Origin of the sequence: Novosphingobium beihaiense, assembly GCF_022832375.1 — a bacterium.
GTDB lineage: Bacteria > Pseudomonadota > Alphaproteobacteria > Sphingomonadales > Sphingomonadaceae > Novosphingobium > Novosphingobium beihaiensis.
The window spans coordinates 1-19,721 of record NZ_JALHLG010000021.1 but is presented as its reverse complement, the minus strand read 5'-3'; the positions used below and the strand labels follow the sequence as shown (position 1 = coordinate 19,721).

At 64.0% G+C, this 19,721-nt stretch carries 18 protein-coding genes and 1 tRNA gene; 9 read left to right on the top strand and 10 right to left on the bottom strand.

Annotated elements, in window-relative coordinates; genetic code table 11:
- Positions 1 to 17: 17 nt before the first annotated feature.
- Positions 18 to 683, top strand: coding sequence for a monofunctional biosynthetic peptidoglycan transglycosylase (gene mtgA, locus MTR66_RS14050; RefSeq protein ID WP_243922102.1), 666 nt, complete (start codon positions 18 to 20; stop codon positions 681 to 683).
- Between the two features lie 13 nt (positions 684 to 696).
- Here mtgA and MTR66_RS14045 read toward each other — a convergent pair whose 3' ends face one another.
- Positions 697 to 1,308, bottom strand: coding sequence for a carboxymuconolactone decarboxylase family protein (locus MTR66_RS14045; protein WP_243922099.1), 612 nt, complete (start codon positions 1,306 to 1,308; stop codon positions 697 to 699).
- Positions 1,309 to 1,489: 181 nt separating this feature from the next.
- Positions 1,490 to 3,961: a TonB-dependent receptor gene (locus MTR66_RS14040; protein WP_243922097.1), complete on the bottom strand. Its 2,472-nt coding sequence runs from the start codon at positions 3,959 to 3,961 to the stop codon at positions 1,490 to 1,492.
- A 413-nt stretch (positions 3,962 to 4,374) separates the two neighbouring features.
- On the opposite strand from MTR66_RS14040, the gene MTR66_RS14035 reads away from it, so the two are divergent.
- Both MTR66_RS14035 and MTR66_RS14030 read left to right on the top strand, forming a co-directional pair.
- On the top strand, positions 4,375 to 5,319 hold the full coding sequence (locus tag MTR66_RS14035; RefSeq protein WP_243922095.1) for a cation diffusion facilitator family transporter: 945 nt from the start codon (positions 4,375 to 4,377) through the stop codon (positions 5,317 to 5,319).
- A 92-nt stretch (positions 5,320 to 5,411) separates the two neighbouring features.
- Positions 5,412 to 5,882 carry a GFA family protein gene (locus MTR66_RS14030; RefSeq protein WP_243922093.1) on the top strand — a complete coding sequence of 157 codons (471 nt, stop codon included), beginning with the start codon at positions 5,412 to 5,414 and terminating at the stop codon, positions 5,880 to 5,882.
- 84 nt (positions 5,883 to 5,966) lie between these two features.
- On the opposite strand, the gene clpX is transcribed toward MTR66_RS14030, so the two are convergent.
- The 4 genes from clpX to MTR66_RS14010 all read right to left on the bottom strand — a co-directional run bounded on the left by clpX (position 5,967) and on the right by MTR66_RS14010 (position 10,111).
- Entirely contained in the window at positions 5,967 to 7,229 is a 1,263-nt protein-coding gene (gene clpX / locus MTR66_RS14025; RefSeq protein WP_243922091.1) for an ATP-dependent Clp protease ATP-binding subunit ClpX, read from the bottom strand.
- 118 nt (positions 7,230 to 7,347) lie between these two features.
- Complete coding sequence (gene clpP / locus MTR66_RS14020; protein WP_268740497.1) at positions 7,348 to 8,016, bottom strand: ATP-dependent Clp endopeptidase proteolytic subunit ClpP; 669 nt, start codon at positions 8,014 to 8,016, stop codon at positions 7,348 to 7,350.
- 303 nt (positions 8,017 to 8,319) lie between these two features.
- A complete protein-coding gene (tig, locus tag MTR66_RS14015) occupies positions 8,320 to 9,951 on the bottom strand; it encodes a trigger factor (protein WP_243922089.1) in 1,632 nt (543 codons plus the stop codon).
- A gap of 75 nt (positions 9,952 to 10,026) precedes the next feature.
- A tRNA-Leu gene (locus MTR66_RS14010) sits at positions 10,027 to 10,111 on the bottom strand.
- Positions 10,112 to 10,271: 160 nt separating this feature from the next.
- Here MTR66_RS14010 and MTR66_RS14005 point away from each other — a divergent pair.
- From MTR66_RS14005 to MTR66_RS13995, 3 genes are all read left to right on the top strand, one after another.
- Positions 10,272 to 10,433, top strand: a complete 162-nt coding sequence (locus tag MTR66_RS14005) for a hypothetical protein (RefSeq protein ID WP_243922086.1) — start codon at positions 10,272 to 10,274, stop codon at positions 10,431 to 10,433.
- Between the two features lie 78 nt (positions 10,434 to 10,511).
- Positions 10,512 to 10,985: a nuclear transport factor 2 family protein gene (locus MTR66_RS14000; protein WP_243922083.1), complete on the top strand. Its 474-nt coding sequence runs from the start codon at positions 10,512 to 10,514 to the stop codon at positions 10,983 to 10,985.
- Positions 10,982 to 11,449, top strand: a complete 468-nt coding sequence (locus MTR66_RS13995; RefSeq protein WP_243922081.1) for a GNAT family N-acetyltransferase — start codon at positions 10,982 to 10,984, stop codon at positions 11,447 to 11,449. Before MTR66_RS14000 ends, MTR66_RS13995 begins: the two co-directional genes overlap by 4 nt.
- Before the next feature lie 181 nt (positions 11,450 to 11,630).
- On the opposite strand, the gene sppA is transcribed toward MTR66_RS13995, so the two are convergent.
- Entirely contained in the window at positions 11,631 to 13,508 is a 1,878-nt protein-coding gene (gene sppA, locus MTR66_RS13990) for a signal peptide peptidase SppA (protein WP_243922079.1), read from the bottom strand.
- Between the two features lie 112 nt (positions 13,509 to 13,620).
- On the opposite strand from sppA, the gene MTR66_RS13985 reads away from it, so the two are divergent.
- Both MTR66_RS13985 and MTR66_RS13980 read left to right on the top strand, forming a co-directional pair.
- Positions 13,621 to 14,601: an aspartate carbamoyltransferase catalytic subunit gene (locus tag MTR66_RS13985; protein ID WP_243922077.1), complete on the top strand. Its 981-nt coding sequence runs from the start codon at positions 13,621 to 13,623 to the stop codon at positions 14,599 to 14,601.
- On the top strand, positions 14,598 to 15,854 hold the full coding sequence (locus MTR66_RS13980; RefSeq protein ID WP_243922075.1) for a dihydroorotase: 1,257 nt from the start codon (positions 14,598 to 14,600) through the stop codon (positions 15,852 to 15,854). Before MTR66_RS13985 ends, MTR66_RS13980 begins: the two co-directional genes overlap by 4 nt.
- Before the next feature lie 94 nt (positions 15,855 to 15,948).
- Here MTR66_RS13980 and MTR66_RS13975 read toward each other — a convergent pair whose 3' ends face one another.
- From MTR66_RS13975 to MTR66_RS13965, 3 genes are read right to left on the bottom strand one after another with little or no spacing between them, the layout of a single operon-like run.
- Positions 15,949 to 17,325 (bottom strand): SPOR domain-containing protein, encoded by a 1,377-nt coding sequence (locus MTR66_RS13975; RefSeq protein WP_243922073.1) that lies wholly within the window; start codon positions 17,323 to 17,325, stop codon positions 15,949 to 15,951.
- 1 nt (position 17,326) lies between these two features.
- Positions 17,327 to 17,860: a hypothetical protein gene (locus tag MTR66_RS13970; protein ID WP_243922071.1), complete on the bottom strand. Its 534-nt coding sequence runs from the start codon at positions 17,858 to 17,860 to the stop codon at positions 17,327 to 17,329.
- Between the two features lie 13 nt (positions 17,861 to 17,873).
- Complete coding sequence (locus MTR66_RS13965; protein ID WP_243922069.1) at positions 17,874 to 18,596, bottom strand: ParA family protein; 723 nt, start codon at positions 18,594 to 18,596, stop codon at positions 17,874 to 17,876.
- Between the two features lie 289 nt (positions 18,597 to 18,885).
- Between MTR66_RS13965 and MTR66_RS13960 the strand changes: the two genes are divergently transcribed.
- Positions 18,886 to 19,721 (top strand): tetratricopeptide repeat protein (locus MTR66_RS13960; protein ID WP_243922067.1); only part of this gene is annotated, 836 nt, incomplete at its 3' end.

Here is a 19,721-nt window from a genome sequence, read left to right as displayed (position 1 = left end):
GGACACCCCATCAAGACATGCGTTTTCTCGCCAGGATCATCGTCTGGTTTCTTGTCATCAGCGTGGGGCTGACGGTGCTCTACCGCTTCGTGCCCCCGCCAGTGACGGTGACCATGCTCGCCGATGGCAATGGCGTGACCAAGGACTGGGAACCGCTGAGCCGGATCGACCGCAACATGGTCGCCGCAGCAATCGCGGCCGAAGACAGCAAGTTCTGCAGCCACAACGGCTTCGACAAAGAAGCCATCGAAAAGGCGATGGAACGCAATGCCGAAGGCGGGCGCCTGCGCGGCGGCTCCACGATCAGCCAGCAGACGGCCAAGAACGTGTTCCTGTGGCAAGGCGAAGGCTGGAGCCGTTACCTGCGCAAGGGGCTGGAAGTCTGGTTCACGTTCCTGATTGAGAACCTGTGGGGCAAGCGCCGGATCATGGAAGTCTATCTCAACGTCGCCGAGACCGGCATTGGCACCTATGGCGTGGAAGCGGGCGCACAGCGCTATTTCGGCAAGTCCGCCGCGAAGCTCACCCCGCTGGAGGCCGCCCGCATGGCCGCCGCCCTGCCCAGCCCCAAGACCCGCAGCGTCAAGAATCCCACCGGCTTCACCCGCCGCTACGGCAACACCATTGCAGCCCGCCTCGGCACCGTGAAGCGCGACGGCTACGACGCCTGCGTTTACGAATAGAGGGCTTCACTGCTCAACGCGCCGCCAGCCCCGCCGGGTTGTTCTCCGTAAGCCGGGTGCGCAGCGAGTTCTGCACGAACGCGGTCATCACATAATGGCCGGCAAGGATCGGCAGTTCGAGCAATTGCCGCGCGTCCAGATGCTGTGCAAGCACCTCCCACGCCGCATCGCCGATCATCGCGTCCTCATGCAATTCCTCGGCCGCGCGAAGAACCGCCCGGTCGAGCGCATCCCACTCCGGCGCCTGCGAACCTTGCGTGATCCGCTCGATCTCTTCCGGCGACAGCACTTTGCCCCGCGACGTGTGCACATGCTCGCCCCATAGATAGGGCGCGCCATGAAGCCAGCCGGTGCGCAAGATCGCCAGTTCGCGCAAGCGAAGCGGCAGCGCGCTGCGCATGGAGACCGCCACGCCCAGATCGATGTAGCCTGCAAAGAAGTCCGGGCTGTGCGCCAGCGTGGCGAAAAAGGGCGCCAGCGGCATCCCTTCGGGATAGCCATAGAGCACGCGCAACTGCTCCATCGCGGCAAAGTGGCGCTCATCCAGCTGATCCTCGCTCAGAAACGGCAGGCGTTCCCTGGCGCCCGTCACTTGCCCGGTTCGCGCGGCAGCGTCCCATGACATGCCCTCTCTCCCTTCCCATGACCTGCGCGTCTTGCACGCTTGACCCAAGGCTATCGCGGAGAGCCGTGCAGGCAAGCGGCACCAGACCGTTACCGCCGGAGGGATGGGAGAGAGGCAACAAAAAAGGGGAGGAACCTTGCGGTCCCTCCCCCTCTCGTTCTGTGTGTTCTGACCGGTTGGATCAGAAGCCGATCACCAGCGTGCCCTGGATCGCGCGCGGCGAACCAATGTTCACGTAGCTCGATGCAGTGGTCAGGCCGCCATTGGCAGAACCGATGTACACCTTGTCGAACAGATTGGTGACGTTGAGCTGGAAGTAGCTCTTGTCCAGACCATAGTTCTCCAGCGAGAAACGAACATCGAGATCGGCCACCGTATAGCCCGGCAGCTTGATCGTGTTGATGTCGTTCAGGAAACGCGGGCCAGTGCGCTTGACCTGGAAACCAAGTTCCACCGGTCCGAGAGTGCCCTGCACGCGAGTACCGAAGCTGTACTTCGGAGCCCCACGCTCACGCTTCCCATTCGTCGGAACAAAAGTGTCAGCACCGGTCTGCACATCCTGCTTGATTTCCGACTTCAGGTACGAACCGAAGAGGTAGACGAAAACCGGCTTGACCGGACGCCAGGACAGGCTGCCGTCGACACCGTACTTGTCAACCTTGCCGAGGTTCGTGGTGATGGTGCAGTCACACTCAGCGTTATAAGCCGAAGCCAGACGGTTGTTATAGGTATTGTACCAAAGCGCGACCTGCGCCTGAATGGTGCCAGACTGGTAACGGAAGCCCGCATCGAATGCATCCGATGTTTCCGCCTTCGGCTTCGATGCCGGATCCGAAGTCGGGAAGTACAGAGTGCCATAGAGAGCATCCGTGCCCGGAACCGACAGGTTCTTCGCATAGCTGGCAAACACGCTGGCTTCCGGCGTGAAGTTATAGGTCACACCAGCAGTCGGCAGGACTTTGTTGTACTTCAGCATGCGCGAAGTCGGAGCAACGCTGTCCGGGAACTGAGCCAGGTATGCCGCAGCATCCGCAGACGCAATGCAGTTGCCGTATTCATCACCCGGTCCGGTCGCATAGCAATACTGGTTCAGGTCACGCTGGAAGAACGGTGCGCGGGCACCGATCGCAACAACCAGGCGATCGTCCATGAACGAGCCACGATATTCACCCGAAATCTGGTTGAGCATCGCGATCGACTTACGGTCGCGCTTGTTGAGCACAAAACCATCGGCAGTCAGGATCGGATCATTGACCGGGAACACGTCGAAGGGTTCGCCGTTCGAATAAAGATAACCGAGCTGGCCGCTCTGGCGGTGACGGGCACGGTCAAAGGTGTACGAGATACGAACACGGTTCTGATCGTTGATATCATAGGCCAGGTTGGCGATTACACCAACACGATGGGTCTGGGTCTGGCTCGGCGAAAGAACCCTCACCGCGTCCAGCATGTCTCCGTCGCCATTGAGATCGATACCCGCATAGTAGCCACCGATCTGACCGAGGATACCACCACCGTTGGCGCCGTTGCTGTCGGCATCGTCGTAACCGTATTCGTATGCGGTCGAGGTGCCGCCGCCGTTCGCCTTAACGTACTGATAGTACGGCTCGACGTTGAGGATCAGATTGTCGGCCAGCGTGAAACGCGATGCAACGCGAATATTGCCGGTGTTCGACGGGTTATAGCGGCGCTCGAACGGCGAACCGCAGCTGTTCGGGCTATCAGCAACACCTGCTTCAGGCGTGTCGGTCGTGCACGGCGTGCCATCATAGAGCGTATAGAAGCGATCGCTGGGCTTCTCGATGCCCCAAACGCCATCCTGATAACGGACCGGCGAACCGTTGAAGTTATTGCGGTTCTGGTTGTAGTGGCCGGCGATCGAGATGAAGTCTCCATTGTCACCGATCGGCTGGTAGATCTTGCCGTTGTACTGCTGCTTGTCGACGCCGCCGTAGTTCGAGAACACCGAATCGTTGCGGGCGCTCGAAGCCGAGAACCAGGCCTTTGTGCCCAACGATGTGAACACGCCGGTCTGGATCAGGCCGAAGACGCGGTAGAACGGGCGGTCACCCGGGTGGCCGCGAGCAACGATGTTACCGTAGGACGCGCTGACCATGGCGCCCATCTCGTCGGTCGCGTCGAGCGAGCGGATGTTGATCGTGCCGCCAGCAGCCGAAGCCGTCGGGCTATCGACGTCAGTCGAACCGAGGCTGACAGTGGCAGACTCGATGACTTCCGGGTCCAGCATCTGGTTGGTGTAGAGCGCGTAGTTACCAGAGTCGTTGAGCGGAATACCGTCAACGGTCTGCGAGATACGGTCCGAACCGAAACCGCGAACGGTGAAGCTGCCACCCAGCGAACCCCAGGGGTCGTTGTTGGTGAAGCTGACGCCCGGAACCAGATTCAGGGTCTCGTTGATGGTCTGGCCAGCAGCCTGATGCTGGATCAGCTCCTTGGTGATGGCGACCTTCGCCTTGGGTGAATCGGGCACATCAACGCCGCCGATGGCGGTTTCACGCGTGCCGGAAACGATGATGGCACCGCCCTCGAACTCGGACGAGCCGGTCGACTGTGCGAATGCCGGAACGGCGAGGAATGCGGTACCGACGGCCAGCGTGCTGGCTGCGGTCTTGAGTACGGATTGGAACTTCATTCTAGCCCCCTGAGCTCTTCAGACTGGGTGGACACAACGTGCGACGATATGACTTTTTGCCCTCCGCCGCAGAATTGCTGCGGCTGCTAAGAGCAGCGGGATATGACAACTTTCTGACGTTTGGGATTCATTTGCGTTCGCAACTGCGAAATTTTGTGACACCATCGTCACATTCCCAGAATTTACGGATTTTATTTTTTTTAAATCAAAGAGATAGATAAACAACGCTCGTTCGCACTGCGGCAAAAATGTCACGCAGCAAGAGTTCCACAGGAACTGCCATTACCCTGTCCCATGATACAGGGCCGGGCCTGCTCACCGGCCACGGCCAAGCTGCAGCGCCTGGAACCGGCTTCGTGTAATGTTACGTCATAGCTTGATAGCCGCGCACCAACCGTGCGACAGATTTGCGCATGAGCGCAGGCCATCACCACCACCACGGGCATGAACACGGCGGACATCACCACCATGCTCCGCCAGCCCCCGGCAATGCGGGGCGGGCCTTTGCGATTGCCGTCACGCTCAATCTGATCTTCGTTGCTGCGGAAATCGCGGCCGGGTTCATGAGCGGATCGATGGCGCTGCTGGCCGATGCCGGACACAATCTTTCCGACGTGCTTTCCCTGCTGCTGGCCTGGGGCGCCAGTGTGCTGGCCGCGCGGCCGCCCTCGGCCCGCTTCACTTATGGCCTGAAAAGCTCCTCTATCCTGGCTGCGATTGCCAACGCCACCCTGCTGTGGGTGGCAGTGGGCGCGATCCTGGTCGAGACGGTCCGGCGCTTCGCCGAACCCGCGCCAGTGGCAGGCACAACGATGATGATCGTGGCGGGAATCGGCATTGTCATCAATGCCCTGTCAGCCCTGCTTTTCGCCAAGGGTTCCAAGTCCGATCTCAACTTGCGGGCCGCATTCGTGCATCTGATGGCCGATGCCGTGGTTTCCGTGGGTGTGGTCGTTGCCGGCCTCATCGTGCTGCTGACCGGGTTCGAACTGATCGATCCGATTGCCTCGCTCGTCATCACGGCGGTGATCGCCTGGTCGAGCTGGGGAGTGCTGCGCGACTCGCTGCGCATGGGCATGCTGGGCGTGCCGGACAATATCGACGAGAGCAAGGTGCGCGTGCACCTTGAACACTTGCCCGGCGTGGAGCGGGTCCACGACCTGCACATCTGGCCCATGAGCACGACGGAAACCGCCCTGACCGCGCACCTCGTGATGCCCGGCGGCCCTCCTGGCGATGGCTTTCTGCGCGACCTGGCGCACGATCTGGAGCACCGTTTCGGCATTGGCCATCCGACGATCCAGATCGAAACCGAAGGCGCCTGTTCATGCCCGCTGGAAAGCGAAGCCCTCGTCTAGAGGGACGCCGCAAGCGCCCCTCGCGACGCGCAACCGCAGCCAGTGTGTAACCATGCCGCGATATCTTACGTATCGAAATGAGGAGGTGCGATATGCCGGAAACAGTTCACGAAGGCGGCTGCGGATGCGGGGCCCTGCGCTACCGTGTTCATGGCGAGCCCATTTTCGTCAACAATTGCCACTGCACCTTGTGCCAGCATCAGACGGGCTCGACCTCCGTGGTCAACGCTTTCTACGAGAGCGAGCGGATAGAAATCGTCTCTGGCGAGACACGGGAAGACGAAGTAAAATCCGGCAGCGGCGGGCGGCATGTGATCTGCCGCTGCGCGGCCTGCGGAACGGCCGTGATGAGCCACTACGACCCCATCGGCAAGCGCGGTGCAGGCTTGCGCGCGGGCACGTTCGACGATCCTTCCTGGATCCGGCCCGATGCCATCATTTTCGTGTCCGAAAAGATGCCCTGGGTCACATTGCCCGAAGGCATTCCCGCCTTTGAAACGACGTACAAGTTCTCCGATGTGCTTCCGCCCGAACGCATGGCCCGCCTGATGGCGCTGGTCTAAAAAGCTCCGCCCCGCTGAGACCGCAACAAAAAAGGGCCCGCATCGCGCGGGCCCTTTTCCTGTTCGCTATGACAGCCTGAGCAATCAGGCGGCGGCTTCGGCCTTGTCGCCCTTGAGCACGCGGACCGGTTCCTTGCGGCCTTCGACCACTTCCTTGTCGACCACGACTTCGGCGATATCGCTCTCGGTCGGCAGGTCGAACATCGTGTCGAGCAGCAGCCCTTCGACGATCGAGCGCAGCCCGCGTGCGCCGGTCTTGCGGTCAATCGCCTTCTGGGCAATCGCTTCCAGCGCATCGTCGGTGAAGGTCAGTTCCACCTCTTCCAGATCGAAGAGCTTGGCATACTGCTTGACCAGCGCGTTCTTCGGCTCGCGCAGGATCTTCACCAGCGCGGTAATATCGAGATCCTCCAGCGTCGCGATCACCGGCAGACGGCCGACGAATTCGGGGATCAGGCCGAACTTCAGCAGATCCTCTGGCTCCGCCTTCTGGAGCAGTTCGCCCACCTGGCGCTTGTCCGGATCGGCGACATGGGCGCCGAAGCCGATCGAGCGCTTCTGCAGACGGTCGGCAATGATCTTTTCGAGGCCCGCGAAAGCGCCGCCGCAGATGAACAGGATATTGGTCGTGTCCACCTGCAGGAATTCCTGCTGCGGATGCTTGCGGCCGCCCTGCGGCGGCACCGAAGCCGTGGTGCCTTCCATCAGCTTGAGCAGCGCCTGCTGCACGCCCTCGCCCGACACGTCGCGCGTGATCGACGGGTTTTCGGCCTTGCGGCTGATCTTATCGATCTCGTCGATGTAGACGATGCCGTGCTGCGCCTTTTCGACGTTGTAGTCGGACGCCTGCAGCAGCTTGAGGATGATGTTCTCCACGTCCTCGCCCACATAGCCCGCTTCGGTCAGCGTGGTGGCGTCGGCCATGGTGAAGGGCACGTCGAACGTCTTGGCCAGCGTCTGGGCCAGCAGCGTCTTGCCGCAGCCGGTCGGCCCGACGAGCAGGATGTTCGACTTCGACAGCTCGACGTCGCCCTGCTTGCCCGCGTGCTTCAGCCGCTTGTAGTGGTTGTGGACAGCGACGGACAGGACGCGCTTGGCGCGCTTCTGGCCGATCACGTAGTCGTTCAGCGTCTCGCAGATTTCGCTGGGAGACGGAACGCCACCGTCCTTCTTGCCCGCGATGCCCGCCTTGGTCTCTTCCCGGATGATGTCGTTGCACAGCTCGACACATTCATCGCAGATGAAGACAGTAGGCCCCGCGATCAGCTTGCGCACTTCGTGCTGCGACTTGCCGCAGAAGCTGCAGTAGAGAGTGCTTTTCGCGTCAGATCCGCTCAATTTCGTCATTTTCCGTCTTTGGCCCCCCACTGAGGCGACTCGCACAGTGTACTCTGGCGGGGGGCGGTTGATCAATCCTAGGCAGAAATGCTTGCCACAGACTAAAGACCGTAATCCGTGCCTGCGATTAGCTTCCGGCCGCTCCATCCGCATCGGGCCGCGTTTCGAAGACCTTGTCGACGAGGCCGAACGACAGGGCTTCCTCGGCTTCGAGGAAGGTATCTCGGTCCATCGCCGCCTCGATCTCGTCGAGCGACTTTCCCGTGTACTTTACGTAAAGATCGTTGAGGCGCTTGCGCATCCGCAGGATTTCACGCGCCTGGATCTCGATATCCGAGGCCATGCCCTGAGCCCCGCCCGAAGGCTGATGGACCATGATCCGCGCATTGGGCAGCGCAATACGCATGCCCGGCTCGCCCGCGGCCAGCAGGAAGCTGCCCATAGAGGCGGCCTGGCCGATGCACACGGTCGAAACGCGCGGCTTGATGTACTGCATGGTGTCATGGATCGCCATGCCCGCCGTGACCACGCCGCCCGGCGAGTTGATGTACATCGAAATATCCTTCGAGGGATTTTCCGATTCGAGGAACAGCAGCTGGGCCACGATCAGCGAGGCCATGTGGTCTTCCACCTGGCCGGTCACGAACACGATGCGCTCACGCAGCAGGCGCGAGTAGATGTCGAAGCTGCGTTCGCCGCGGCTGGTCTGCTCGACAACCATCGGCACCAGGGCGCCGGTAACGGGATCGGTAGTAAACTTTCCTTGGGCGCCCGAGGCGCCAAACAGGTCGAGCATGGGAGTCCTCTTCTGATTTGGACCGTCTATGTCGCGTGCCCGTCACCGATGTTCAAGGGCATTAACCGTTCAATCGGCGTCACGTTTCCGACAATCCATAGCCTAAAAGGCAAAAAACAGGCCCGCTATCCGATATTGCTCCAGTTCGAAGCAAGAAGCGGACCAATCTTTGAACAGCTTCGCCAGAGCGGGCGTGAGCGCGGAAATGTGCAAGCCGCCGCATCAGCTCCAGCCAAAAGGCAACGGCCCGGCGCGCCATTGCATGCGCGCCGGGCCGCTATACCCTTAAAAGACTGAAACCGGTCAGTCTTCGGTCTTGGCAGCCGCCGGCTTCTTGGCGGGAGCCTTCTTCGCCGCGGGCTTCTTGGCAGGGGCCTTCTTCGGCGCTTCCTCAGCGCCAGCCTCTGCGGAAGCGGCGGCCTTCTTCGCCGGAGCCTTCTTGGCAGCGGGCTTCTTCGCGGGGGCCTTCTTCGGCGCTTCCTCAGCGGCCTTCTCTTCGGCGGGCGCTTCTTCCGAAGCCGCCGCCTTCTTCGCCGGAGCCTTCTTGGCCGCAGGCTTCTTCGCCGGGGCCTTCTTCGCGGCGGGCTTCTTGGCTTCGGTGGTCTCGCCGTCAGTGTCGGCCTCGATCGCGGCCTGCAGCTCGTCGCGGGTCACTTCGCGCTCGGTGACGTCGGCCTTCTCGATCAGGAAGTCGACGACCTTGTCCTCATAGAGCGGCGCGCGCAGCTGGGCGGCCATCATCGGATCGTTGGCGACATATTCCATGAAGCGCTGGCGGTCTTCGGGGCGGTACTGCTGCGCCGCCTGCGACACCAGCATCGACATTTCCTGCTGGCTCACTTCCACGCCGTTGGCCTGGCCGATTTCCGACAGGAGCAGGCCCAGACGCACGCGGCGCTCGGCGATCTTGCGGTAATCGTCCTTCTCGGCCTCGATCTCGGCCAGCGCGGCTTCGGGATCTTCCTCGTGACCGGCTTCATGGGTGAGCTGCTGCCAGATCTGCGAGAACTCGGCCTCGACCATCGTCGGCGGCACGTCGAAATCGTGACCGGCGGCGAGCTGGTCGAGCAGCGAACGCTTCATCGCGGTGCGGGTAAGACCGGCAGTTTCCTGCTCAAGCTGACCCTTCAGCAGGCCCTGCAGCTGCTCCAGGCTCTCAAGCCCCAGTTCCTTGGCGAAATCGTCGTCGATCTTCGATTCGGCGGGTGCCTTGATCTCGTGCGCGACGATGTCGAACGTGGCTTCCTTGCCCTTGAGCTGTTCGGCCTGATAGTCTTCCGGGAAAGTCACGGTGATCACGCGCTCGTCACCGGCCTTGAGGCCGATCAGCTGCTCTTCGAAGCCGGGGATCAGGTTGCCCGAACCGATCACGATCGGCTGCTTCTCGGCCTTGCCACCCTCGAACTCGACACCGTCGAGCTTGCCGGTGAAATCGCAGATCACCTGATCGCCGTCGGCGGCCTCGCCGTCCTTGGTCTCGAAGCGCTGCTGCTGGGTGGCAATGCGCTCAACCGCTTCGGTCACGGCATCCTCGGCCACCGGCACGACCAGCTTTTCGAGCTTGAGGCCTTCGATAGAGGGCGCTTCGATCTGCGGCAGCACTTCCAGGCTGACGGTCAGCTCGGCGTCCTTGCCCTGCTCATAGCCTTCGCCCAGCGACACGTCCGGGTTCATCGCCGGGCGCAGGGCGTTGTCGGCCACCAGCTTGTCCATCGCTTCACGGATCATCTCGTTCAGCGCGTCGCCGTGGATCGCCTCGCCGTGCATCTTCTTCACGAGATTCGCGGGCACCTTGCCGGGGCGGAAGCCCGGCATCTTTACCTGCGGGGCAATCTTCTTGATTTCGCCCTCTACGCGTTCGGAAATGGTCTGGGCGGGAATGGTCACCGTGTAGGCGCGCTTCAGGCCCTCATTGGTGGTTTCGACGATCTGCATTTCGATGCCTTCCTGTGCAATTCACGGGGCCTTTTCGGCCGATTTTCTCGGCTCACCCTCCCACTGGCGGCGGACTGGTGCGGGCGAAGGGACTCGAACCCCCACATCTTGCGATACCAGAACCTAAATCTGGCGCGTCTACCAGTTCCGCCACGCCCGCATGGATGAAGCCTGAAACTCAAGGGACGGGCCCTTAGAATGTCACGCGGAAAAGGGCAAGCTCCGCGACGATTCGCGGGGCTCAGGATGTGCACTTGCCCCCTTGCGGGACGCCGCGCGGAAGCCCACGTAGGACGAAACGCGATTTACGAGAGGCAGTCATGGCCACACAGCCCGGCGACAATCCCGGCAACACGCCCGCCGAAGTCCCTGTTCCGCCCAGCGAACCCGTGGAACCGGCCACCCCGCCCGAAACGGAGCCGGACATCCCCGATTTCGACCAGCCGGACACCGGCCCGTCCGAACTGCCGCCGCTGGACTGACAAGCGGAAAGTTTCCAAAGCACTTTCGCCGCCCTGCCCCGCCAAGGCGGCCCGTTCTCTTTCGCCCCGGAGACCTGAGTGGGAATTTTGCAGACGGTTTCACGATTCCTGCCCGCCGGACTGCTCGCACTTGCGCCTGCCGTCGATGCTTCTCCGGAAGCGCCTGCCGGTGCCACGCAAGCGGGAGTTCTGGCCGTCGAGGCCGTTCGCCTGAAAGCCATGCTCGAAGGTGATGTAGAGACGCTGAGGCGTATGACCGGCGATGACTACGTTCACGTCGAAAGCACCGGACAAGTACGCACCAAGGAGGAGTTCCTCGCCGGTTTCAAGGACCGGGAATACCGCTTCGTCAGCTTCGTGATCGAGGAAAACCATGTCAACCTGATGGGAAACGTGGCCGTCGTGACGGGGCGCTACCGGAACGTCATCGAAACGCCCGCGGGCGTGCAGCCGGTTAAATATGCCCGCCATGTGCGCGTCTATGCGTTCCGGGGCGGCGAGTGGATCAATGTCACCCATCAGGCGACGGCGATCTCCCCCACGCTGCTGTGATCGCGATCCGCACCGCCGCCTTTCCCGCCGACAGCGATGCCGTGCTCGATATCTGGCGCGAATATGTCGCCAGCCCCAGCGTCAGCCTCGACTATCAGGGGTACGAGGACGAGTTCCGGAACCTGCCGGGGAAATATGCCGCGCCGGAGGGGTGCATCCTGCTGGCCGAAAAAGGAGCGCGGATCGCGGGAACCATTGCCTTGCGCAAGGCCGGCCCGGCGATCTGCGAGATGAAGCGCCTCTACGTCAGGCCGGAAGCGCGCGGCACCGGACTGGGGCGGACACTCGCGGAAGCGCTGATCGGCGCGGCGAGGCGCGCGGGCTACGCGGAAATGCGGCTCGACGTGCTGGCCGAGTTCACGGCGGCGCAGAAGCTCTACACCAGTCTGGGCTTCATTCCGGCGGAAGCGGTTTCGTTCAATCCCACACCCGGCACGCAGTTTCTGGGATTGTCCCTGACCTGACACCCCGACTTCCTCCCCCTTGGTGGGGGAGGGATACGCAGGCTTGGCAGCTTGTCTGCCTAGCCGGAGTTGGGTGGGGGTGAACGGCGCCCTCACGCATCCTCACCTCCATCCAACTGCGCCTAGGCTCCTTCGTCGCCAAGGCTTCGTCTCCTTCCCCCATCAAGGAGGAAGGAGAGGATCAGCGCACCAGCCCGGCCAGCGTCTGCAGCAGTGTCAGATCCTTCGTCTTCACCCGGCCCGTTTCCGGTCCTGGCGCGCATTCCATGCAGTAAGCCTGCACACCTTCTGCCCCGAACAGGCTTTTGGCCTGCTCCAGAGCGCGGCCCGCCTGCGCCTGCTGACGCGCGGCAATCAGACCCGCGAAGTCGTAAGCGGCAGCCTTGTCCCGGCCTCCGGACTCCAGCGTTTCAAAGAAACTGGTGAAGGGATCGGCCGGTTCGTGCAGGAACTCGGCATGCCATTTGCCATTGCCCACGCCGCCCGCCTTGGCGGCATAGGCCAGCGCGGTATCGAGATTGCCCATCTGATCGACGAGGCCCAGCTTCATCGCCTGCGCGCCCGGCCAGATGCGCCCCTGCCCGATCGCGTCGATCTGCTGCGGCGTGCGTCCGCGCGCCTTGGCAACGAGGCCCAGGAACTTGCCGTAGATATTCTCGACCGACGATTGCAGCAGATCGTTCACTTCCGGCGTGAAACCGCCCAGCGCGTCCGGCTGGCCGGACAGCGGCGTGGTGCGCACCCCGTCGCTCGTCACCCCGAAATGCGCCAATGCCTTTTCAAAGCTGGGAACGACAGCGAAGACGCCGATCGATCCGGTGATCGTCGCCGGTTCGGCGAAGATCCGCTGTCCCGGCGTCGAGACCCAGTATCCGCCGCTGGCAGCCAGATTACCCATCGAGACCACCACCGGAATCTTGGCATCGCGCCAGCGCTGGATCGCCCGGCGGATGTGCTCGGCCGCCATCGCCGAACCGCCCGGCGAATCGATGCGCACGACCAGCGCCTTGTACCCCTTGTCCCGGTTGTCATCGAGCAGCTTGGCGATCCGGTCTCCCCCGGCCTCCCCGGGCCCGGCATCGCCATCGACGATTTCGCCGGCAACCGTCACCACCGCGATCTTGGCGCCGTCATTCTTCTCCGGATTGGCCTTCAGCCAGGTCGCCAGCCGGGTGTGGGCATAGGGCAGGCCGTCGTCATCGCCGTCCGCCTTGCCCGCCAGTTCGGTCACGCGCTTGTCGAACGCGGTCTTGCCGCCCAGCCGGTCGACCAGCCCGGCGGCCTTGGCGCCTTGCGCGAAATCGCCGCCAGCGCCCTTGATCGTGCCCACCGGATCGGATGCCAGTTCATCGACATGCGCCTTGGGGCGGGCCTTTTTCACATCCGCCTTCCAGGCATCCCACAGCGCGCCATAGGCGTTTTCGTAATCCCCGCGCGCCTCGGGCGACATGCCGGAGCGCATGTAAGGCTCCACCGCGCTCTTGTGGGTGCCAACGCGATAGACGTGAGCCTCGATCTTGAAGCGGTCGAGAAGCCCCTTGTAGTAATTGGTGTGGCCGCCCGGCCCCGCCGCCAGCGCCGCGCCCATCGGATCGAGCCAGACCTCGCTCGCATGCGCGGCGAGCTGGATGCCTTCATCGAAATAGGCATTGCCGAACGTGAGCACCGGCTTTCCGGCCTTGCGCACCTCGTCCATGGCCGCGCCGATTTCCTTCAGGTGGATGAAACGCCCGCCCATAAAGCGCGACAGGTCCAGCACCACCACCTTGATCCGGTCATCCTTGGCGGCGAGGCGCAGCGCGCGTTCGATATCGCGCGCGGCATATTCGTGCGTGGGCGCCTCTCCCGCCAGCAGCACATCGAGAGGATTGACCTTGCTCTTCTCCTCCACCACGGCGCCATCGAGATCGAGCAGCAGCGCGCCCTTCTCCACATGCCCCGCCATCGGGCGGGCGGTGAGCGCGACATAGATCAGGCCAAAGAACAGAAGCAGGAACAGGAGCGCCAGCGCATCCTTGATACCGACCAGCAATTTCCAGATCTTGCCTGCGAATTTCATCGATACACCTGCCTTTCGGAACAGAGGCATAGCGGGCACGGTGCCACCATGGAAGGCCATGCGCGAATTGCGCTTGAGCCTGCCCGCCAGCGGGCCTAAGGCGTGGTCTTCAATGACATCGCCAGAATATATCTATCCGGAAGGCGCCGCCGCCTTCCCGCACAACGGCCTCGTGGGGATCGCCGGGCTGGCCCCGCACGAGATCTGGTTCCTGCTCGACGAAGCGCAGCAGTGGGTCGAGCTCAACCGCAACGCGCAGAAACGGCGCGAGGTGCTTTCTGGCCTGACGATCATCAACGCCTTTTTCGAAAACTCCACGCGCACGCTGCTCAGCTTCGAGATCGCGGGCAAGCGCCTCGGCGCGGACGTGGTGAACATGGCAGTCGCCACCTCCAGCGTGAAGAAAGGCGAAACGCTGATCGATACGGCCATGACGCTCAATGCCATGCGCGCCGATGCCATCGTCATCCGCCATGCCAGCTCGGGCGCGGTGCAGCTTATCGCGGACAAGGTGGATTGCCCGGTGCTCAATGCCGGGGACGGCCAGCACGAGCATCCGACGCAGGCCCTGCTCGACGCGCTCACCATCCGCCACGCCAAGCGCGCGTTCAACGGGCTGCGGGTGACGATCTGCGGCGATATCCTGCACAGCCGCGTCGCCCGCTCGAACATCCTGTGCCTCACCTCGCTCGGCGCCGATGTGCGCGTCTGCGCGCCGCCCGCGCTGATGCCCGCGGACATCGAGCGGATGAACGTGAAAGTGTTCCACGATTTCGATGCCGCGCTCAAGGATGCCGACGTGGTGATGATGCTGCGCTTGCAGATGGAGCGCATGGAAGGGCAGTTCATCCCCTCCCCCCGCGAATACCGCCACCTCTACGGCCTTTCGATGGAGCGCCTCGCCAAGGCGCAGCCCGATGCGCTGGTCATGCACCCGGGGCCGATGAACCGGGGGATCGAGATCGAAAGCGACGTCGCCGATCTGGCCGGGCGCTCGCAGATCACCACGCAAGTGGAAATGGGCGTCGCCATCCGCATGGCCTGCCTCGACGTGCTGACCCGCAAGGGCCGCAAGGCGGAGGGCTGGGCATGAGCACGCACGCACCGCTGACCATCGCCAATGGCCGCCTGCTGCTGACGGGCGGAGAGATCGTCTCCGGCGCCCTGCGCAGCGAAGGCGGCTTCATCACCGCGCTGGGGCCGGACGTGGCCGCGCAGCCCGGCGATACCGTGCACGATGCGGCAGGCAAGCTGATCACCCCCGGCCTCGTCGATCTGGGCGTGTTCGAGATCGACAAGCCCGCCTTTCACTTCGGCGGCATCACCCGCGCCGCGCTGATGCCGGACCAGAGCACGCCGCTGGACATACCCTCGCGCGTGCGTTTCGCCGCCCAGTCGGGCAAGCCGGACTTCTGGGTCCACCCGCTGGCCGCCGCCACGCGCGAGCTGAAAGGCGAGGCCCTGGCGGAAATCGCGCTGATGCGCAGCGCCGGGGCCCGCGCCGTTGCCACCGGGCGCCACTGGATCGGCGATTCGGGCACGATGCTGCGGCTGCTGCACTACACCGCGATGCTCGGCATGGTGGTCATTGCCCATGCCGAGGACGGCGGGATCACCGGCAAGGCGGTGGCCACATCGGGCGAGATGGCAACCCGCCTCGGGTTGCCCAGTGCGCCAGCCGAAGCCGAAGCGCTGGCCATCGCCCGCGACATCGCGCTGGCGGAGCTGGCTGGAGCCGCGATCCATTTCCGCAATGTCACGACCGCCGCCGGGCTCGATCTCGTGCGCGCGGCCAAGGCGCGCGGGCTCGCCGTGACGGCAGGCGTCTCGCCCGCCTATTTCATGCTGTCGGACCTTGCGATGGCGCAGTTCCGCACGTTCGCGCACCTCTCCCCGCCGCTGCGCTGCGAGGATGACCGCAAGGCGGTGATCGCCGCCGTGGCGGACGGCACGATCGACGTGATCGCCTCGGGCCACGATCCGCGCGGGCCGGAGGACAAACGCTTGCCCTTCGCCGATTCGGCCCCCGGCATGGCGGGCGCCGAAACGCTGCTGCCGCTCACGCTCAATCTGGTGCGCGACGGGGTGATCTCCATCGGCCGCGCCTTCGACCTGCTGGCCGCCAACCCGGCCCGCCTGCTCGGCGCCGATGCCGGGCGTCTGGCGGTGGGCGCGGAAGCTGACCTTGCGGTGATCGATCCGGAGCGCCCGTGGATCGTCGATTCGGACAAGATGGCCGCCAGCGCGGGCAACACCCCGTTTGACAAGCAGCCGGTGCAAGGCCGCGTCCTGGCTCTGTTCAAGGGCGGCGTCACCGTGCGCACCAAGAAAGTCCGGCCTGCCTGATATCTGACGGCCTGATACCTCGTGGCCTGAAAGAAAAAGGCCCCCGTCCCGAGGGACGGAGGCCGTGCAAGGTTCACATGGGAACGTTGAACTTTCAGCGGCTCGCCAGCATCTGGCCGGACTTGGCCTTCTTGGGCAGCGCACCGGGCAAGGTGCGCGTGCTGGCATAAGCAAAGCAGCCGTGGCCGCGCTCGCGGACGTTGGAACACAGATTGCGCGCGCCGCCCCGGTCGAACCCTTCGGCCGCGACGCGGAAGAAACGCTGGCCGCGCACTTTGGCCTCGGTGATGCGCATGGTGTGATCCTTGAGCGCCGGATCGCGCGCCACAAAGACATCCCAGCCCCGCTTGGCCCCTTCCATCGTCCGGAACGAGCCGAGCTGCACCAGATGCGTGCCATCGGCAACATAGGCGCTGCGGGCACTGCCGAGCGGCTGCACTTTGGGCTGCGAAACGAACTTGGCGCTTTCCGCCTTGGGCGCCGGAGCCGCGCTGGTGGCGAGCGGTGCCGGTTCGGCATCGGCCGGGAAAGCAGCCGCAAAAGTAGCCTCCGCCTTCCGCGCCGGGGCAACAGCCACTGCGGGGGTAAGCTCGACGGGCATGGCCCCGGCGGGGCTGGTCTCGATCTGGCGCTTTGCAGGCAGCGGCGGAAGCTCGGCTGCGGGAGCTGGTTCGGCGAGCGCCATGCGGGGCTCTTCCGGTGCATCGCCTTGCGGTGCGTTCAGCGCCAGCGCGGCAGGCTGCCCGGCATCGCGGCGCAGCGGCGCCCCGATCAGACCGGCAACGCGGGCCTGAAATTGTTCCGGACGGGCACGGCTGGCCCATTCGTGCATGCGCGCATCGAGCTGATCGGCAGGCACATCCTGCGCGGCAATGATCCGCGCTTCGGTCCAGTGGCCGCCCAGCGCATAGGCATAGGCCAGGTTCTGGCGGGTCTTGGGCGTATCCTCCCCGCCCCGCAGCGCATCGGACAGCAGGCCCACGGCCTGTTCCGGACGGCCAGCAAGAGCAAGGGCCAGACCAAGATCGCTGACCGGGATCTCATTGCGCCAGCGGTTCAAGGCGGTCAGCGCCTCTGCATTGCGGCCCGAACCGGCATAAGCCAGCACCAGACCAAGGCCAGTGCGCGGGCTCTTGTCCCCAAGGCTCACGGCATCCTGAAACGTGGCCGCCGCGGATTCGAACCGGCCCGCGGCAAGATAGGCCTGCGCCAGAGCGACACGGCCCGACGCACTGCGCGGCGATTTGGCGACGCGCTTTTCCGCCGTGGCAATGGCCTTGTCGGCCTCGGTTCCGGTGTGCGGGCCGGAAGCCGCCGGCACACCGGAACTGGCAATCGGAGCATGGGCCGAGCACCCTGCGAGCAACGCGGCGGCCATCGCGGTGCAGACCGCAAGGCCTGCGGGCCGGGCGTGGATGTTGAAACGGTGCATCGAACGTGTTTCCCCCTGGATCTCTTTCGCGCTGCTCACTTCAGCATCCCTTTCCGGCAGGCTTCTGGAACTGCGCGACTTCCGGGATTTCGGACAGATACTTGTCGAGCGCTTCGGTCACGAGAACCTGCGCGCTGCGATTGAGAACGACGCCTGCCATCTTCAGGCGGAAATGCCGCTCCGCATCGAGCCGCAGCGTGAAAGCCGCGCGGCGGCCTTCCTGCGCGGCGGGCTGCGGCGGCGGGACCGACTGGTTGATACGCCAGGCGATCTGCTCGATCTGGCGCAGCACTTCGGGCATTTCACCCCCGGGAAGAGCGGCAGCCTGCGGCACCTGCTTGGGACTTTCCGGCGCGGATATGGACTTGGGAGGATGCGCGGGAGCCGGTGCTTCCTCGCGTTTCCGGGCGCCCTCTCCATGGCCCCAATCGTTCCAGCCCAGATCCTCCTGCGGCGCAGCCGCGCTGCCGGAAAGGAACTTGGCGGCGTCCTGGCGGCGCATGGCGGGCTTGGCCCCGCCTTTGCGGGCCAGCAGCCTCGGCGTCAGCGAGGCGAAGGCGTTGTGCTCACCCATGGCGCGCCCCGCCTCAGGAACCGGCCACGCGGCGGCCGAAGCCGCCGACCGGCCGCACCGCGCCTTGCAGCACGTGCTGTCCGCCGCCCGGAACCGTAAAGACGGTGCGGCGGAAATTACGCTCAAGCCGGTCCGCGATATAGTTCCACAGCGTGGTGACTTCCTGCGCGGAACGGCCCTTGGGATCGACTTCCATCACGGTGCGCCCATCGATCATCGAGGCCGCGAAATCCGTGCGCTGGTGCATCGTGACCGGGGCGACCGTGCCATGCTGCGAGAGGGCAACGGCGGCTTCGGCGGTAATGCGTGCCTTGGGCGTGGCCGCATTGACCACGAACAGCAGCGGCTTGCCGGACCGTTCGCACAGATCGACCGTCGCCCCCACGGCGCGCAGGTCGTGCGGGCTGGGGCGGGTCGGGATCACGATCAGTTCGGCGACCGAGATCACGCTCTGGATCGCCATCGTGATTGCGGGCGGCGTATCGATCACGGCGAGCTTGAACCCCTGCTGGCGCAGCACCTGCAGGTCGCTGGCAAGGCGGGCTACTGTGGTCTGCGCGAAAGCGGGAAAATCCGCCTCACGCTCGTTCCACCAGTCGGCCAGAGAGCCCTGCGGGTCGATATCGATAAGGACAACGGGACCGGCCCCGGCGCGCTGCGCCTGGACGGCAAGATGGCCCGACAGGGTTGTCTTGCCCGATCCGCCCTTCTGCGATGCCAATGCTAGTACGCGCAAACCAAGACCCCCGAAAAGAAATGCAAGCAGGCCAATGAGCCCTTCTTCCCGGGAAATTCTCAGATCGTTCCTAATTTTAAGTTAAGCCCGAAACCTGCCGGAAAGCGGGCAAAATGGGCCTGAATTGAGGGCTTCAAAAACCCCAGATAAGGCAATGTTTACCATTTGCAGTAATAGAGAATAGGGTAGGACTTCGTAGTCCTGCACCGTTCGAACTGGTGCATAGTGCCGGTTTACGCTTACCATTTTGCAAGTCGCGAAGCACAAGGTCACGAGGCACAAGCACGTAATGATCGATGCAAAGAAATTTCTGCCGCTGTTCTGCTTCGCAAGTCTCGCGGCCCTCGGCGGCGCGCTGTACTCCGCCCCCGCCCGGGCGGATGTGAAGAGCGGCGTCGATGCCTGGACAGCGGGAGACTATGCCCGAGCCGTGAAGGAATGGACACCGCTGGCCAGGCGCGGCGATGCCGATGCGCAGTTCAATCTGGCGCAGGCCTACAAGCTGGGCCGGGGCGTGCCGGAGGATCTGGACAAGGCCAAGGAGCTGTACGGCCAAGCCGCCGCGCAAGGGCACCTGCAGGCCGCGGACGTCTATGGCCTGCTGTTGTTCCAGGACGGCGAGCACGAAAAGGCGATGCCCTATATCAAGGCCTCGGCCGCACGCGGCGATCCGCGCGCGCAGTACATTCTGGGCGTGGCGCATTTCAATGGCGACCTGGCGGAGAAAGACTGGGTGCGTGCCTATGCGCTGGTCAGTCTGGCCCGGCAGGCAGGCCTGCCGCAGGCCGCACGCGCCCTTGCCCGGATGGACACCTTCATCCCGCTGGCCGACCGTCAGAAGAGCGTGCTCCTCTCTCCCAAGATCGCCGCCCAGGCCGAAGCCACGCGCGAACGTCTCGCCGCCTCGGCCGAACTCGGCGGAAGCCCTAGTGCCGCAGCGGCCATGCCGCCAGCCGGGATGGCCATCTCAGTGCCCCCGTCCGGTTCCGCTCCCAAGCATATTCGCGTGCCGCAAACATCCTCGCCGGAGACGGCGATCGCCAGCGCCGTGCACGTGGCCGGAAACGACAGCCCGGCCACGGCAGGCGCGGACTATGCCCGCCCGCTCGCTCCCCCGGCGCCTGT